The sequence below is a fragment of the Pandoraea nosoerga genome, from assembly GCF_902459585.1.
Lineage (GTDB): Bacteria > Pseudomonadota > Gammaproteobacteria > Burkholderiales > Burkholderiaceae > Pandoraea > Pandoraea nosoerga.
On sequence record NZ_CABPSC010000002.1, the window covers coordinates 201,579 to 217,427 of the forward strand.

13 protein-coding genes are annotated in these 15,849 nt (G+C 68.4%); 5 read left to right on the forward strand and 8 right to left on the reverse strand.

Going from position 1 to position 15,849, the window contains the following annotated elements:
- Positions 1-5: 5 nt before the first annotated feature.
- Both PNO31109_RS03865 and PNO31109_RS03870 read right to left on the reverse strand, forming a co-directional pair.
- On the reverse strand, positions 6-656 hold the full coding sequence (locus PNO31109_RS03865; RefSeq protein ID WP_150554330.1) for an HAD-IB family hydrolase: 651 nt from the start codon (positions 654-656) through the stop codon (positions 6-8).
- A 6-nt stretch (positions 657-662) separates the two neighbouring features.
- On the reverse strand, positions 663-908 hold the full coding sequence (locus PNO31109_RS03870; protein ID WP_150554331.1) for a hypothetical protein: 246 nt from the start codon (positions 906-908) through the stop codon (positions 663-665).
- Positions 909-1,132: 224 nt separating this feature from the next.
- On the opposite strand from PNO31109_RS03870, the gene PNO31109_RS03875 reads away from it, so the two are divergent.
- Both PNO31109_RS03875 and PNO31109_RS03880 read left to right on the forward strand, forming a co-directional pair.
- Positions 1,133-2,128 carry an aldo/keto reductase gene (locus tag PNO31109_RS03875; protein ID WP_150554332.1) on the forward strand — a complete coding sequence of 332 codons (996 nt, stop codon included), beginning with the start codon at positions 1,133-1,135 and terminating at the stop codon, positions 2,126-2,128.
- A gap of 291 nt (positions 2,129-2,419) precedes the next feature.
- The gene (locus tag PNO31109_RS03880) at positions 2,420-3,355 is read left to right on the forward strand and encodes a universal stress protein (protein ID WP_150554333.1); all 936 of its coding nucleotides are present in this window, start codon (positions 2,420-2,422) and stop codon (positions 3,353-3,355) included.
- Positions 3,356-3,516: 161 nt separating this feature from the next.
- Here PNO31109_RS03880 and PNO31109_RS03885 read toward each other — a convergent pair whose 3' ends face one another.
- The 5 genes from PNO31109_RS03885 to PNO31109_RS03905 all read right to left on the reverse strand — a co-directional run bounded on the left by PNO31109_RS03885 (position 3,517) and on the right by PNO31109_RS03905 (position 11,655).
- On the reverse strand, positions 3,517-4,776 hold the full coding sequence (locus PNO31109_RS03885) for an NAD(P)/FAD-dependent oxidoreductase (protein WP_150554334.1): 1,260 nt from the start codon (positions 4,774-4,776) through the stop codon (positions 3,517-3,519).
- A gap of 186 nt (positions 4,777-4,962) precedes the next feature.
- On the reverse strand, positions 4,963-5,613 hold the full coding sequence (locus tag PNO31109_RS03890; protein ID WP_150554335.1) for a TetR/AcrR family transcriptional regulator: 651 nt from the start codon (positions 5,611-5,613) through the stop codon (positions 4,963-4,965).
- Positions 5,610-7,172, reverse strand: coding sequence for an efflux transporter outer membrane subunit (locus PNO31109_RS03895; RefSeq protein ID WP_150554336.1), 1,563 nt, complete (start codon positions 7,170-7,172; stop codon positions 5,610-5,612). Before PNO31109_RS03895 ends, PNO31109_RS03890 begins: the two co-directional genes overlap by 4 nt.
- Entirely contained in the window at positions 7,169-10,387 is a 3,219-nt protein-coding gene (locus PNO31109_RS03900) for an efflux RND transporter permease subunit (RefSeq protein WP_150554337.1), read from the reverse strand. The genes PNO31109_RS03895 and PNO31109_RS03900 overlap by 4 nt, the downstream gene beginning before the upstream one ends.
- Entirely contained in the window at positions 10,384-11,655 is a 1,272-nt protein-coding gene (locus PNO31109_RS03905) for an efflux RND transporter periplasmic adaptor subunit (protein ID WP_150554521.1), read from the reverse strand. Before PNO31109_RS03905 ends, PNO31109_RS03900 begins: the two co-directional genes overlap by 4 nt.
- A gap of 549 nt (positions 11,656-12,204) precedes the next feature.
- On the opposite strand from PNO31109_RS03905, the gene phbB reads away from it, so the two are divergent.
- Complete coding sequence (gene phbB, locus PNO31109_RS03910) at positions 12,205-12,948, forward strand: acetoacetyl-CoA reductase (protein WP_150554338.1); 744 nt, start codon at positions 12,205-12,207, stop codon at positions 12,946-12,948.
- Between the two features lie 41 nt (positions 12,949-12,989).
- A complete protein-coding gene (locus PNO31109_RS03915; RefSeq protein ID WP_150554339.1) occupies positions 12,990-13,580 on the forward strand; it encodes a hypothetical protein in 591 nt (196 codons plus the stop codon).
- Here the strand turns inward: PNO31109_RS03915 and PNO31109_RS03920 are convergent.
- Positions 13,562-14,272, reverse strand: a complete 711-nt coding sequence (locus PNO31109_RS03920; RefSeq protein WP_150554340.1) for a phosphatase PAP2 family protein — start codon at positions 14,270-14,272, stop codon at positions 13,562-13,564. The genes PNO31109_RS03915 and PNO31109_RS03920 overlap by 19 nt on opposite strands.
- A 290-nt stretch (positions 14,273-14,562) precedes the next feature.
- Here PNO31109_RS03920 and PNO31109_RS03925 point away from each other — a divergent pair, with 290 nt between their 5' ends.
- Complete coding sequence (locus PNO31109_RS03925; RefSeq protein WP_150554341.1) at positions 14,563-15,714, forward strand: acyltransferase family protein; 1,152 nt, start codon at positions 14,563-14,565, stop codon at positions 15,712-15,714.
- Positions 15,715-15,849: the final 135 nt, after the last annotated feature.

A 15,849-nucleotide genomic window follows, 5' to 3' on the forward strand; every position in this document is an offset into this window, starting at 1 on the left:
AGACGTCAGGACGCGCTCGAGGGCGCGTCGGCATCGGTGAGCGGCATCAGCCTGCCCTCACCGCGGATCCATGCGTAGTCCGCGCGCTCGGCCATCTCCCTGTCGCCGCGGCTGTCGCCATAGACGAACAGCACGCGCGGCGGCGCGGCTCGCCACCACTCCTCGAGGCGGCGGATCTTCTCCGGTCCCCAGCAATTGGGCCGGGCGAACTCGCCGGTGAAGCGATCGTGCGCATCGAAGGCGAGTTCGGTGCTCAGCACGGCGTCAAACCCGAGCGGCGCGGCCCACAGGCGCAGGTAGAGTCCGGGCGAAGCGCTGACCAGCACGATCCGATGACCGTGCGCGCGGTGCTGGCGCAAGCGCGAGAGCATCTCCGGCCGGATCAGCGCGGGCAGATGCTGCGCCGCGAAACGTTGGGCGTCGGCTTCGAGCTGTGTGCGCGTGCGAGCGCCGAAGCAGGCGCGCAGAAAAGCGGCCTTGGCCGTGCCGCGATCGACCAGGCGCAGCGCTGCGCCGATGAGCCATGGCGACGCGCGCAACGCGCCGGCAACGAAGCGCGGCGTGCCCACCGTGGTGCGCACGAACACACGCAGGCTGTCGGTCGTGGAAATCGTCCCGTCGAAATCGAAGGCGGCGACGATGGAGGAATCGCGCATGCGAGATCAGGTCGCGCCGATCGACGCCGCGTCGCGCGAATCGGCGAACGCCACGAGATGCGGCCGGCGCTCGCCCGCCCGGCGGCGCGCCGCCACGGCCTGCGCTCCGCGATGGAACGGCAGCACGTCGGTGCCAACGGCCTCGCGCAGACGATCGGCGCCGCACGGATACCGTCGCTCGAACGGTCGCTCGATCATCGCGTCGGCCGCGTGCAGCGCCGCCACGGGGGAGATGGATTCGGTCGGGCTCATGCCGGGCATTCTATACGGTGCGCGGCGCGCGCGGCAACGCTCCTGAATCGCTGGCTTGGGCGAGGGCGCGAGGCGAACGAAGGAGAGGAGAGAGGAAGGGATGAAGTGTGCGGAGCGCGCAGTTTCCCGGAATCGCGCATACTGTGCGTCGTGCCCGCGCGAGCGGGCAGCGCAGTTTCATGTTTTCAGCGTATTCGCCTGAACCGTACTTTCCGGGAGCTACCGTGCAATACACGAAATTCGGCCGTACCGGCCTGAGCGTATCGCGTCTGTGTCTGGGGACGATGACCTTCGGTCTGCAGACCGAAGAAGCCGCCAGCCACGCCATCATCGACCGCGCGACCGACGCGGGCGTCAATTTCATTGACATCGCCGACGTCTACCCGCTGGGCAGCGACACGTCACTGGCCGGGCGTACCGAGGAGATCGTCGGACGCTGGCTCAAGGGCCGGCGCGAGCGCTTCATCGTGGCGACCAAGGCGTGCGGCCAGATGGGGCCCTCGCCGTGGGACAAGGGCGCGTCGCGCAAGCACCTGCTCGATGCCATCGACGCCTCGCTCCGGCGGCTCGGCACTGACTACGTCGATCTCTATCAACTGCACTCGGACGACACCGACACGCCGATCGACGAGACGCTCGAAGCGCTCGACACCATCGTGAAGTCCGGCAAGGCGCGCTACATTGGCGTGTCGAACTATCTCGCGTACCGCCTCGCGCGCGCACTCGGCCGGGCCGACGTACTGCGCGTGGCGCGCTTCGTCTCGGTGCAACCGCGCTACAACCTGCTGTTCCGCCAGATCGAACGGGAACTGCTGCCGCTCGCGAGCGAGGAGGCACTGGCGGTGATTCCGTACAACCCGCTCGCCGGCGGGCTGCTCACGGGCAAGTATCGCCACGATGCGACGCCCAGCGAAGGGCGCTTCACGGCAACCGTCGGCAAGGCCGGGGCGATGTACCAGCAGCGCTACTGGCACGAACGCGAGTTCGAGACCATCGAGACGCTCAAGGGCATTGCCAGCGAGGCGGGCGAGTCGCTCACGCGTCTTTCGCTCGCGTGGGTGCTCGCCAATCCGGTCGTGACCTCGGCGATCATCGGTGCGAGCCGCGTGGAGCAGCTCACCGAGACGCTCGGCACCATCGACTACGCGCTCGACGCAGAGCTCAAGGCGAAACTCGACGAGGCCTCGCACGCCTATCGCTGGGGAGACGCCGCGCGCTGACGGCCCGCCGACGGCCCGCTGACGGCCCGCTGACGGCACGCTAACGGCACGCTAACGGCAACATTGCCTGCGGCAGAACCCGACCACAGGCCCGCCATGCCGGGCCTGTATCGTTTGCGCTGCGTCAAACCGCGTTTGCGTGCGCGGCGCATTGAACGCGTCGCACTGGTTTTGGTCGCTTATCGAGCGGTATAGTGAGAAGTGTCCGGTGCGCTCCGGTCGGCGCTTTGCGAGTCCGATGCGCGGGCCTCGGCGCCCGGCACCCCCGTCATTTCCAATGCGAGGCTGCTCATGAACAAACGCATTCTCCTGGCGACCGACGGAAGCGAGTCGTCGCGCCGCGCCTTGCGCGAGGCCGCTGCCTTTGCCTGCAGAGGCGACACGATACGCGTCATCCATATGGTGGAAGATCCGGTCAATCTGCTGACCTCCGCGTTCAGCAAGGTAATCGACCTGGAGCAGGTCCGCCGCGACATGCAGACGGAGGGCGAGGAGCATCTGGCGCGCGCCGTGCTGTATCTGCGCGAGGAAGGGCTCGACGCCGAGGCCCATCTGCTCGACCTGCGCACGACGGGCGAGACGGTGCCCGAGGCGATGACGCGCGAGGCCAACGAATGGTCCGCCGACATCATCATCGTCGGCACGCACGGGCGCAGCGGTGTGCGGCGCGCCATGCTGGGCAGCATCGCCGAGCAGATTCTGCGCAACGCCCAAATCCCCGTGATGCTGGTCTCCGGAGAAGCCCGTCCCCACGAGCCGCAGCGCGCCGACGGCCACTACGAACGCGTGCTCGTCGCACTGGACGACAGCGAGACGGCGCGCCGCGCATTCGACTACGCACTGGCGCTGGCGCGCACCCATACCGCGTCGCTGCGCGCGGTGCATGTGCTCGACATGCCCGGCCCGTTTCTCGCCGGGTTCGACCCGGAGCCGCTGCTCAACGCCGTGCGGGCGGTGGGCGATCAAGTACGGACGTGGGCGACGCACAAGATGCGCGAAGCCGGCGTTCCCGGGGAAGTGGAGATCCGCGAGATTCAGCCGATCGGGGAGGGCGTGGCCGATCAGATCGTCGCCGCCGGCAAGGACGCCGACGCCGACGTGATCGTGCTGGGCACCCACGGCCGGCGAGGGTTCCGGCGCTTCACGCTGGGCAGCGTGGCGGAGGATACGGCTCGCCACGCGGGCCGTCCGGTATTGCTGCTGCCCGCGCTGGCGCCGTCCCCGTAAGGGGCAGGCGCGGTGAGGTGCGGTGAGGTGCGGTGAGGTGCGGTGAGGTGCGGTGATGTGCGGTGAGAGGATGGGCAATGGGGGCAATAGGGACAATGGGGCGGGGCCACGGCAAGAGCGCGAGACGGCATGACCGTGCCGCGCCCCATGCGTCGTGAGGCTCAGGCCGCCGGGCCCAACTCGGCGAGCAGCGTCTTGAGCGGCGTGGCGGCGTCGGCCAGACGCGCCGGGTCCACCACCGCGCGGCGTCCGACCAACTCGCGCGCCGCCATGAATTCCTGCGCGCGGTTGATGCTCGCGGCGGCCACCACGGCGCCTTCGCGCAGATAGAACAGCATGAAGACCGCCGCGCCCTGGGCGTCCGGCAGGCGACGCTCGACCACGGTGTCGTGGCCTTCCGTCATGCCGACCATCTGCATCTTGGCGTTGAACTGGTCCGACCAGAACCATGGCGCCGTGGCAACGGCCTTGGGCGCGTCGCCGTGCACGACGCTCGCGGCAACCTTGGCCATCTCGCTGGCGCTGGGCACCGATTCGAGGCGAATGCGGCGGCCAAGCGCGAGATGCTTGTGGTGCGCGCAGTCGCCCACGGCCAGAATGGCCGGATCGCTCGTTCTGGCGAATTCGTCCACGAGGATCCCATTGTCGACCGCCAGTCCGGCGGCCTGAGCGAGTTCGGTGTTCGGGATCAGGCCGATGCCCACGACAACCACGTCGGCCGGCAGGCGCTTCTCACCGGCGAGCACCGTCGTGACATGCCCGTCGGCGTCCTGCTCCAGCGCGCTCACGCCGACGCTGACCTGCACGTCGACGCCGTTCTCGCGATGCAGCGCGGCAAAGAAGCCGGCGAGCTCGGGCTCGGCCACGCGCGCGAGCAAGCGCGGCGCCGCTTCGAGCACGGTCACCGACGCGCCCGCCTTGACGGCGCTCGCCGCCACTTCCAGACCGATATATCCGCCGCCGATCACCACCACGCGCTTGCCTTGCGCGAGGGCTTCGCGCAGGCGCTGCGCATCGGCAATGTCGCGCAGGTAATGGACGTTCGGCGCATCGCCGCCCGGCATCGGCAGACGGCGTACACGCCCGCCGAGGGCGAGCACGAGGTGGTCATAGCCGAGCGTCTGGCCGTCGTCGAACGAAACGGTGCGGGCCGTGCGGTCGATGGCCGTGGCCGTGACGCCCAGGCGCACGTCGATCTCGGCCTTCTCCCAGGCGTCCGCCGGGCGGATCAGCAGGCTCGCTTCGTCGGCCTGCCCGGCGAGAAACGCCTTCGAGAGCGGCGGGCGGCGATACGGCAGATGGGTTTCGTTGCCGGCGAGCACGATGCGGCCGGTGTAGCCGAGTTGACGCAGTGCGAGGGCGGTTTCGCCGCCGGCCTGGCCGGCGCCGAGGATGACGGTGGTGGAATTAGCTTCGGACATTGGCGCGAGAGTGTGTGAATTTGGCCGCCAGTGTAATGCATCGGCGCGCCGCCGGCGTCCCGGATACCGGCAAGATGGCCGCCGCGCCGACCGGCGCCGGGCGCTGGCGACGCCGCCCGGGAGCGACGCAATGCCGCGGCGCCTCGCCGATCGTCTTCAGGTCGCCTCCCGAGACCCGGGCGCGCGTTAGCCCTGCGTGTCCGGCGGCGTGAAGAACACCATCTCGACCTGCTTGAGCAGCGCGGGCCCGAAGGCCTCACCGCCGACTTCCGGCGCGATCAGCTGCATCAGCACGGGCGAGCCGGGCGGCGGATGCAGCGCGTGCGCGAGCACGCAAAAGTACATTGCCGGGTGCTCCGCGCGAATCACCCCGGCCGCCATGCCTTCGACGATGAGTTTCTCCATGCAGTGGTAGACGGGTTCGAGCAAGTGGCGGTACAGCACCGCGCCGCGCTCGCCCGTCTCCGACGCGTGCAGGGAAATGAAGCGCTTGTGCTCGGGATGCTGCATCGCGTGGGCGGCCATCAGCGCAATGGCCTCGCGCAGCCGGTCCCGGACCGGCCGCGTCGTGTCGTCGGCAATGGCTTTCAGGTGAGCCACGGGGGCCGCGAGCGCGGCCTCGAGCGTATCCACACAGGCGCGCCAGAGCTGCTCCTTCGAGCCGAAATGCACGCGCACGAGGCTGGCGTCGACTTTGGCGGCGGCGGCAATGCCGCGCAGGTTCGCGCCGTCATAACCGAGATGCGAGAAAGCGTCGATGGCCGCGCCGAGCAGGGCGGCGCGGCCATCGGGCAGATGTTTGGGGCGTCTGCCCCGTGTCGTGGAGGTGGCGGTCATCGTGTCGCAACGTCTTGCGGCGGGGGCGGCCGTTCGCCGGCCGGTGCGGTCGCTGCCGCCCCGGCGGCCGGCGTCGCCGCATCGGCGAGCGGCTCGGGCGGCACCCCCATCGCGTAAAACAGGAGCGCAGTATCCGACAAACGGGCGCCGGTTGCACGCACCGTCGTCAGATAGGCGTTCCAGTACTGCTGCTCGCGCCCGCGCGCGGCCGACACCGGCAGCGCTCCCAGGCGCACGCGCGCCGCCGTGTCGCGGTAGATCTGCTCGGCCGCGGCGCTGGCGTTGTCGGCGTGCAGCAGCGACGTGTTGTCCGCCTCCAGCGATGCGAGCGTGTCGGCCACGTTCCTGAACGCGGTGAGCACCGTCTGCCTGTATTGCTCGACGGCCGCTTCGTAGGACGCCTGCGCCGCGCGCCGCTGGGCGAGCAGCGCGCCGCCATGGAAGATCGGCTGCGAGATCGACGCGGCCACGCTCCACAACGACCCGGCGTTGGACATCACGGTCGCCCACTTGAAGCCGCCTTTGCCCATCGACGCGCTGAGCGACAGGCTCGGGAACATCTGTGCCGTGGCCACGCCTACTTCGGCCGATGCCGCCTTGAGCGCCATCTCCGCGGCCTGAATGTCCGGGCGCGACTGGAGCAGCGTCGACGGCACCGAGACCGGCACCTTCTCCGGCACCTTCAATTCGCCCAGCGCGATATCGTCGGGCGCCTGATCGGGCGTGCGGCCGAGCAGCACGGCCAGCGCATGGCGCGTGGACTGCCACTGGGCGCGCAAGCCCGGCAGCGACGCACTGAGCGATTCGGCGTTCTGCGCGGCGGCGAGGGCGTCGGCGCGCGAGACCGCGCCGAGGGCTTCGCGCCGCGCCATGTCGTTCGCGTCGGCTTGCGCGAGTTCGGCCAGACGCTCCGTCGCCTTGACCTGAGCGCCGAGCACCGAGGCGCCGATCGCGCCCGAGACGATGTTGGCCGCGAGCGCCTGGCGCGCCGACTCGAGCTGGAACGCCTGCTGGTCGACCTGCGCGGCAAGCGACGCGTTTGCGAAGCGTGAAGCGCCGAAGAAGTCGAACGTATAGCGCGCCTGGATCTGTCCCACGAACATGTTGTACAGCGCGGTCGGCGGCCCGAGCGTCGGAATGCCCAGCGCCCGTTCGCGCGCCGCCTCCCCGCCGAGGTCGACGGAAGGCAGCAGCGACGAGCCCACCTGCGCCTTGAGCTGCTCGCGCGCCGCCTGCAGCGCATGGTCGGCCGCCGCGAGATTGGGGCTGTTGCGCAGACCTTCGTCGACCAGCGCGTCGAGCTTGTCCGAGCGATAGGCGCGCCACCACGCCTTGACGGGCGGCGCGCCCACTTCGAACCGTTGCGACGTGCCCTGCGCCGACACCGTGCGTTCCGGCAGCGCCTGCGTGCCGTAGTGGGCGGGCGAGGGCATGGCGGGCGGCTTGTCGCCGGGCGTGAACGAGCAGGCGGCCAGCCACAGTGACACGAGCGGCAGGGTCAGCAATCGCGGCGCAGCGCATCGACGCGGCGCAGGAGGGGGCAGGGGGCGCGGACTCATGAGCGGTCTCCTTGCGAGCTGCCGGACGCCGCGGCGGCGGTGGCAGGGGGCGCGTGCGACGCGCGTTCGTGGTGGCGCACGCGAAATGCCGCCGCATACAACGCAGGCAGGAAGAATACGGTGAGGACGGTCGCGCTGGTGATGCCGCCCATGAGGGCGGTTGCCATCGGACCGAAGAAGTTGCTGCGCAGCAGCGGGATGAGCGCCAGCACGGCCGCCGCGGCGGTGAGCGTGATCGGCCGGAAGCGTCGCACCGTGGCGCTTACGATCGCGTCGAAGCGCGGGTGCCCGGACGCGATGTCCTGTTCGATCTGGTCGACCAGGATCACCGAGTTGCGCATGATGATGCCGAACATGGCGATCACGCCGAGCATCGCCACGAAGCCGAACGGCTTGCCGAAGAGCAGCAGGGTGGCGACCACCCCGATCATGCCCAGCGGCGCGGTCAGCACCACCAGCATCGTGCGCGCGAAGCTTTGCAACTGGATCATAAGCAGCGTGAGCACGGCGATGATCATGATCGGCATCTGCGCATTGATCGAGGACTGGCCCTTCGCCGATTCCTCGACCGAGCCACCGATCTCGATGCGATAGCCCACGGGCAGCGCCTTGCGAATGTCGGCGAGCTGCTTGTAGACCGCCTCGGTCACGTCGATGCCTTGCTTGCCGGCGCGCACGTCCGAGCGCACCGTAATGGTGGGCTGGCGGTCGCGCTCCCAGATCACGCCATGTTCGAGCGTGTCGACGACCTGCCCCAGCGTGGCGAGCGGCACCGGGCCGTTGGGTGTGGGCATGGCGAGCGTGGCGATTTTCGCCGGGTCCACGCGCTCGGCCCTGGGCGCGCGCAGCGTGATCGAAATCAGCTTGTCGCGCTCGCGATACTGACTGATGTCGTAGCCGGTGAGTGTCATGGCGATGAAGTTCGAGATGTCGGCGGAGCTCACGCCGAGCGCGCGCGCCTTCTGCTGGTCGACTTCGAAGCGCACAGAGCGTTGCGACGGTTCGTCCCAGTCGAACTGAACGTCGACCGTGTCGCCGTTGCGGCGCATCACCTCGGCGACCTGTTCGGAGATTCTGCGCACCGTGCCGATGTCGTCGCCGCTCACACGGAACTGCACCGGAAATCCCACCGGCGGGCCGTTTTCGAGCCGCGACAGACGCGTGCGCACACCCGGCATCGCTTCACGCAGCTTCGGTTCGAGCCATTGAGCGAGCGCTTCGCGTTCTTCCACCGATTTCGCGGTGATGACGAGCTGCGCGAAGTTCGGCGTGGGCAGCTGCTGGTCGAGCGGCAGGTAGAAGCGCGGCGCGCCGGTGCCGACGAAGCTCACCGTGTGATCGATTTCCTTGCGGCCTTCGAGAATTTTCTCCAGCCGCTGCGTCTCGCGCAGGGTCGCCTGGTACGACGCGCCTTCCTGGAGCCGCAGGTCGACCATCAGCTCCGGACGATCCGAGCTGGGGAAGAACTGCTGCGGCACGAGCGAGAAGCCCGCCATCGAGATCAGGAACAGCACCACAGTGATCGCGAGCACCACGAACTTGCGTTCGATGCACCATGTCAGCCAGCCGCGCAGGCGATTGTAGAAGCGCGTGTCGTAGACCTCGTGCTCGTGGTCGTCGCCGTGATGGGCCTCGCGCGCTCGCTCGGGCAGCAGCTTGTAGCCGAGCAGCGGAATGAGCACCACCGCCGCGAGCCACGACGCGAGCAACGCGATCGCCGAGACCTCGAAGATCGAGCGCGTGTATTCGCCGGTGCTCGACTTGGCGAGCGCGATCGGCAAAAAGCCCGAGACGGTCACGAGCGTGCCGGTGAGCATCGGGAAAGCGGTGCTCGTATACGCAAAGGCGGCAGCACGCCTGCGCTCCCACCCCTGCGCGAGCTTCACGGCCATCATCTCGACGGCGATGATCGCGTCGTCCACCAGCAGGCCGAGCGCGAGAATCAGTGTGCCGAGCGAGACCTTGTGCAGCCCGATGTCGAAGAGGTACATGAACAGCGAGGTGACGGCGAGCACGACCGGAATCGAAATCACCACCACCATGCCTGTGCGAAAGCCCAGCGAGACCAGGCTCACGACCAGCACGATCGCCACGGCCTCGGCCACCGCTTCGAGGAAGTCGTCCACCGAGTGCGAGACCGACTGCGACATGCTCGCCACTTCCGTGAGCTTGAGCCCCGCGGGCAGCTGCGCGCGCAGCTCGCCCATCGTGTCGGCAAGCGCGCGGCCGAGGTGGACGACATCCTGACCCTTTTGCATCGTGATGCCGATGCCGAGCACGGGCTTGCCGCCGAAGCGCATTTCCGAGATCGGCGGGTCGACGTAGCCGCGCTTGATGGTCGCGATGTCGCCCAGGCGGAACGTGCGGTTGTTCACGCGGATGAGCGTGTCGGCAAGCTCGGCAACGTTGCGGAACTCGCCGCTCGGGCGCACGACCACGCGATCGTTCGGCCCCTCGATGGTGCCCGCCGGCGACACCGCGTTCTGGTCATTGACGGCCTGCGCGATCTGATTCGGCGAGATGCCCAGGCGCGTGAGCTGCGTGTTGCTGATTTCGACGTAGACGCGCTGGTCCTGGTCGCCGAAGTAGTCGACTTTCGCCACGCCGGGCACGCGCAGGAGCACCGTGCGCAGCGAATCGGCATAGTCGCGCAGCTGCGCAGGACCGAAACCGTCGCCTTCGAGCGTGAAGATGTGCGTGTAGACGTCGCCGAACTCGTCATTGAAGAACGGCCCCTGCACGCCGGGCGGCAAGGTGTAGGCAATGTCGCCGACCTTCTTGCGCACCTGATACCACTCCTCGGCGACTTCGCTCGCCGGCGCGGAGTCCTTCATCGCGAAGAACAGGAGCGACTCGCCGGGGCGCGAATAACTGCGCTGAAAGTCGATCGAGGGCATCTCCTGGAGCTTGCGCGCGATGCGGTCGGTCACCTGGTCCTGCACCTGCTTTGCCGTGGCGCCCGGCCAGAATGTGCGGATCACCATCACGCGGAACGTGAAGGGCGGGTCTTCCGATTGCGCGAGACGCGAGTAGGCGAGGATGCCGAAGATCGTCGCCATGGCGATGAGGAACACGACGAGCGAGCGATGGCGCAGCGCCCACGCGGAGAGGTTGAAGCGCCCCTCCTCGTGGCGGTAGTCCTGCGGTTCGGCCGGCGTTGGCGTTGGCGGTGCGGGGGGCGGGGGTACGGGCGGCTTCCCGTCGAGCGTGCTCATGACGCAAAGTCCTCGGGATGCAGCGGCGCGACGACGCGCACCTTTTCACCGGCGGTGACCGTATGAACGCCTTGCCAGACCACGCGCTCGCCCGGCTGGACGCCGCCGGCGACGGTGACCGTGCGCTCGCCATAACGCGCGATTCTCACGCGGCGCAGCACGAGGGTGTCGTCCGCCTTGACGATCCATACGGCTGGCTGATTGCCATCGTGAAAGAGTGCGGTCGAGGGCAGCGTGATCGGTGGGCCGTCGCTCACGGCGGCGGCCGGGGGCGTGGAAGTTGCGGGCGCGGAAGATGCGGACCCGGAGGAGGCCGCCGAGGGCGCCGACGCGCTCGCCGCCGGTGCGGAGGCAGCGGGCGACACAGCGTGCATGGGCAGCAGGTTGAGCGGCTGTGCGAAGGCCACGTTCGCCGTCATGCCGAGCTTCACGTCGGGGCCGGGCGAGAGCAGCGAGAGCTTGGCGCGGTAAGTCCGGCTCAGCGGATCGGCCGCCGGGGCCACTTCGCGCACGCGCGCCTGCCACGTCTTGCCGGGCACGGCGGGCAGCGACACGGTCGCGGTCTGGCCGATGCGCAGGGCCCCGAGCGCGGCTTCGGGCACGTCGGCAACCACGTCGACGTCCCCCGTCCATGCCAGTTGGTACACCGGTTGACCGGCGCTGACGTTCTGTCCCGTATCGGCCTGCTCGGCCGTGATGACGCCGTCGCGCTCGGCCTTGAGATTGCCGTAGCTCAACTGATCCGCAGCCAATGCCGCCTGCTGGCTTGCCTGATTGCGTTGCGCGAGCGCGCTCGCGTAAGCGTTCTCGGACTGCTCGAGCTGCGCGGGCGCGATCAGGTTCTCGCGCGCCTGCGCACGGTCGCGGGTGACCGTCTGCGTGGCGTAGTCGAGCTGATGCTGAGCCGCGTCGAGCTGCGCGCGGGCGCTCGCGGCGTTTTTCGACAAGTCCGCCGGATCGAGGCGCGCCACGATCTGGCCGGCCTTGACGGCATCGCCCAGGCGCACGGAGCGCTCGATGATCTTGCCGGCGACGCGAAACGACAGCGGCGTGGAATAGCGCGCTTCGATCTGCGCGGGCAGCGACGCAATGGGCGTTTGCTCGGCGGCCTTCGCTGCCACGGCGACGACCGGTCGCGGCGGCGGTTCGGGCGGCGCCTTGCGCGAGCACGCGGCAAGCAAAACGAGAACGGCGGCGGCAAGCGCCGTGGTGGCGACCGTCAGCGCGGGGCGACGGTGGTGTGGGGCAGTATCGGGCAGAGAAGGCATCATGCGCTCATGACTCACCAGGTGAGAAGTCCGGGAAGAAGACCCCCGCGTTCGCGCCCGCCGGCCTTCGCCGCGAGACGGCGAGACGGCGAGACCAGCGCTACCGGCGCGATCCGGAAAAAAATCTACGGGCGATGATATATGGATTGGCCACACGCCGCAACGGTCGCGCGGCGGATTTTGTCGCGTTATTGCCTCGACCTGTGACTATCGATAGGGGCGTGTCATTGGATTGTTTTTGACGGAGGCCGGAAGGCCAACCGGCAAATTATTTTGGAGTACGATCCCAAGCACACACCAACACACTCAGCACCTCCCCACACGTCCACGCTGGCGCGCCGCGATTGCATGCAATCGGACAATCTGCAACGGAATGCGCGCCGGGCACCAGGCCGACGGCCGTCCTCATCGGCGCGTCGTCGAACGCCTGGGAAAAATTATCACGGCGCGGAACGTTCTCGCGCCGCACGAGTCGCATTGCGGCCCCCCGAACGTTCAACGATCGACATTCAACGATCGACGATCGACGTTAACCGGAGATGGAAAGCCATGACAACGCGAATTGCATTGGTGACTGGAGGCATGGGGGGACTGGGCGAGGCGATCAGCCTGCGGCTCTCGGATGCCGGATATCGCGTAGCGGTCACGTGTTCCCCTCGAAACGAGGATTGCGAGGGCTGGGTTGCGCGCATGCGCGAGACCGGCCGCGACTTCGACGCCTATCGCGTCGACGTGGCCGATTTCGTCTCCTGCGCGGCCTGCGCGAAAGCGGTCGAGTCCGACACCGGACCGGTCGACGTTCTCGTGAACAACGCGGGCATCACGCGCGACGCCACGATGCGCAAGATGTCCCCCGAAGACTGGCAGTCGGTATTGCGCACCGATCTGGACAGCGTGTTCAACATGACGCGTCCGATCTTTGGCGGCATGGTCTCCCGCGGCTGGGGCCGCATCATCAATATCGCATCCGTGAACGGCAGCCGCGGCGCCTTCGGCCAGGCGAACTACGCCGCGGCCAAGGCCGGCATGCATGGTTTCACCAAGGCACTGGCGCTGGAGGTGGCCAAGTCCGGTGTGACGGTCAATACCGTCTCGCCAGGCTATCTCGCCACGAAGATGGTCACTGCCGTGCCGCGGGAAGTGCTCGAATCACGCATTCTTCCGCAGATTCCGGTCGGCCGGCTCGGACGCCCCGACGAAGTCGCCGCGCTCGTGGCGTTCCTCGCGTCCGACGACGCCGGTTTCATCACCGGCAGCAACCTTGCCATCAACGGCGGCATGCATATGGAGTGACGCGCGTGGCGCGCGACACTCATCTACCTAGGAGAGTGACGATGTCAAAGGAAACGAATCCGGCGTTGGCGCTGGCGAAGCTGGGCACTGCAAGTGCGCTGGGCGCCTACGGCATTTTTCTCGAAGCCGCGCAGCGTGCGCACCAATTGCAGGCACGGCGCGACAGTGAACTGCTCAAGACGCAAGCCGAAGCGAGTCAATCGTTCGACGACGCCAGGGATTTCAACGCGCTGCTCACCGCGCAGTTGCAATTGCTCAATGGACAGCTCGCGCAGCACAACGAGTTCTGGCGTGAATGGTTCGCCGCATGCGCCGACAACCAGCTGCAGTGGGCCGAGCACTGCCGCAAGATGGGCGAAGACGTTCAGCACGGCATGGCCAGTGCGATGACGCTGCCCGATCTGCTTGGGGCGGGAACGAGCGCGGGCGAGGCGGCGAGGGCGGTCGAAGCGCCGCTGCAAAAGTGGTTCCAGGCGTTCAACGACGCGACGCAAAGCACGATGGACGTGTGGCGCCGCATGTCGGCCGAAGCAGCACAGGCGACGCAAGCGGCGGCCTCGCCGCAGTCGCCGCTCAACGGTCGCGTGCCACCCAGGCGCGGCGGTGCGCAGGCTCAGCGTTCGAGCGCGTAAGCCCCGGGCGCTGTCGCCGGCGCAGTGACGGGCGAGGCTGCCGGGGTGGGCGATGTGGACGGCACGGGCGCCACCGGCTTGCGTGCGTGCCAACTGGCGCGGCGGAACGGCTGATCACGTCCGGAGAGTTTCAGCGCGATGTGGGTGATCCAGCGCTGCGTCGGCACGCGCTCGCCATGCAGCCACATCACGAGCACGAAGAGGCTGGCCGCCATGGGCAGCGCCTTGAGATGCGGCGCGTCGTCGCGACGGCTGAACCAGGCGAAAGCGCCGCATACGGCGAAACCGACCACCCAGCCGGCTACCGTCTCCGAGATCGAGTGCGCCGAGAGCGCGACCCGCGATACGCCCACCGCCACGCTGCCGGCCATCGCCGCGGCCATGCCGAGCACGCGCCAGGGCCACGCCACGCGCCGCAGCAGCAGCCACGCCATCGTCGGGTAAACCGTCGCCGCAAGCATCGTATGACCGCTCACGCCCGTGAAGTCGAGTTCGCGCACGCCCATGCCCCAGCCAAGGAACATGACCTTGGAGACCGCCACGAGGAGCGCGCCCGCGGCGAACATCATGCCCCACGTGACGGCCATGCGCCACGCGCGCGCCGAGAGAAGCCAGAGGGTGAGCGCCGCGGCCGCCGGCACGGTCACGGCGGCGCTGCCGAAATTGGTGATGGTGATCCAGGAGTTAGACATGACAGCCGCAAATCGGCCCGACGGCAGGGCGCCCCGGGCGAAGGCGCTATCTTACGCGTGCGGCGGCGCGAGGCACAAATGGCGTCCCAGGCCGGTCGCGGCAACCGCGTGTCGGACGCCGTTGCCGCGACGGTTCGTCCGACGGCGGCGCACGGCCGGGGTGGCAGCGCTCGCCTGGGCCGCGTGCTCGCCGGCGCGCCTGCCGGGTTTGGGGGCTGATGAATGCGCGAGGTCGTAGTACGATGGCCGCGGATGTGATTCCCCCTCGTCACATCGCTCCAGGAGACTTCATGGCTTTGAACCCGGCGCACGCGAGCCCGCTGCGCCCGCGCAACGACAGCATCGACCTGTTGCGCGGCTTGTCGATCCTTTTCGTCGTCGTCCACCACCTCGCACTCCCATTCCGTCTGCCGCTCGGACCGAGCCTGCTGGGCGACGTGCTGCCGCGTCGCGTGATCAATGGTTTGAGTTTCAACGGATACGAGGCGGTTTTCGTCTTCTTCGTGATTTCCGGTTTCGTCATCACGCGTCGCTCGCTCGAGCGCTACGGTTCGCTCGACGCCTTGCGCTGGCGCCACTTCTATGCCCTGCGCGCCGTGCGCATCTTTCCATTGCTCCTGCTGCTTCTCGCGGTGCTGGCGGTCATGCATTGGCTGGCAGTGCCCGGTTTCGTCATCGACAAGCCGGGGCAGACGCTCGGCGGCGCGCTGGCCTCGGCGCTCACCATGACGCTGAACTGGTACGAGGGCCGCACGACCTGGTTGCCGGGCGCATGGGACGTGCTGTGGTCGCTCTCGATCGAGGAGTGCTTCTATCTGGCGTTCCCACTCGTGTGCCTGGTGTTGCGCGGGCGCTGGCGAATCCTGGCGCTGACGGCGCTGGCCATCTCGCTGCCGTGGACGCGCGCCGCGCTGCAGGCTAACGAAATCTGGCAGGAAAAGGCGTATCTGCCCGGCATGGCGGCGATTGCGTGGGGCGTGCTCACGGCGCTGGCCGTGCAGCGCGTGACGTTGCCGCGCACGGCCGTCCGGGCGATGGGGGCGCTGGGCGTGGCCGGCCTGGTGGCGGTCGTGTTTTTCGGCGGCGCGCTATGGAGCGCGCTGCATGACGGTGTGATGCTGGTGCTCTGCGCGAGCGCGGCGTGCTGGCTGGCGGCGGCGCACGGCTCGACGCGCGCCGTACCGCGCGCATGGCAATGGCTCACGCAAATGGGCCGCTGGAGCTACGAGATCTATCTGAGCCATATGTTCGTCGTGCTTGCGGTAACGCCGGCGTACCTTGCGCTATCGGGCGGCGACATGCGCTGGACGTTCCTCGTCTATCCGCCCGTACTGATCGCGTGCACGGTCCTTGGCGGCCTGTTGCATCGAGGCGTGAGCATCCCGGCGGGGCGCCGCCTGATGCGGCGGAAGGCCGCCCCCGGCGCGGCGAACGTGGTCTGATCGTACCGGTGCCCGCTCGGGCACCGGCTGCATTGCCACCGGCTGCATTGCCATCACCCTGATGGGCGGGCTCCCAAAACACGGTGAGCGGGCGCCCATCGCCTGCCAATTTGGGGTGATTCCCGCCAAATCCCC

What these genes read in the sequence shown, in the direction of transcription:
- PNO31109_RS03865 (WP_150554330.1), bottom strand. Translation starts at nt 656, where the DNA reads ATGCGCGATTCCTCCATCGTCGCCGCCTTCGATTTCGACGGGACGATT.
- PNO31109_RS03870 (WP_150554331.1), bottom strand. Translation starts at nt 908, where the DNA reads ATGAGCCCGACCGAATCCATCTCCCCCGTGGCGGCGCTGCACGCGGCC.
- PNO31109_RS03880 (WP_150554333.1), top strand. Translation starts at nt 2,420, where the DNA reads ATGAACAAACGCATTCTCCTGGCGACCGACGGAAGCGAGTCGTCGCGC.
- PNO31109_RS03885 (WP_150554334.1), bottom strand. Translation starts at nt 4,776, where the DNA reads ATGTCCGAAGCTAATTCCACCACCGTCATCCTCGGCGCCGGCCAGGCC.
- PNO31109_RS03890 (WP_150554335.1), bottom strand. Translation starts at nt 5,613, where the DNA reads ATGACCGCCACCTCCACGACACGGGGCAGACGCCCCAAACATCTGCCC.
- PNO31109_RS03895 (WP_150554336.1), bottom strand. Translation starts at nt 7,172, where the DNA reads ATGAGTCCGCGCCCCCTGCCCCCTCCTGCGCCGCGTCGATGCGCTGCG.
- PNO31109_RS03900 (WP_150554337.1), bottom strand. Translation starts at nt 10,387, where the DNA reads ATGAGCACGCTCGACGGGAAGCCGCCCGTACCCCCGCCCCCCGCACCG.
- PNO31109_RS03905 (WP_150554521.1), bottom strand. Translation starts at nt 11,655, where the DNA reads ATGCCTTCTCTGCCCGATACTGCCCCACACCACCGTCGCCCCGCGCTG.
- phbB (WP_150554338.1), top strand. Translation starts at nt 12,205, where the DNA reads ATGACAACGCGAATTGCATTGGTGACTGGAGGCATGGGGGGACTGGGC.
- PNO31109_RS03915 (WP_150554339.1), top strand. Translation starts at nt 12,990, where the DNA reads ATGTCAAAGGAAACGAATCCGGCGTTGGCGCTGGCGAAGCTGGGCACT.
- PNO31109_RS03920 (WP_150554340.1), bottom strand. Translation starts at nt 14,272, where the DNA reads ATGTCTAACTCCTGGATCACCATCACCAATTTCGGCAGCGCCGCCGTG.
- PNO31109_RS03925 (WP_150554341.1), top strand. Translation starts at nt 14,563, where the DNA reads ATGGCTTTGAACCCGGCGCACGCGAGCCCGCTGCGCCCGCGCAACGAC.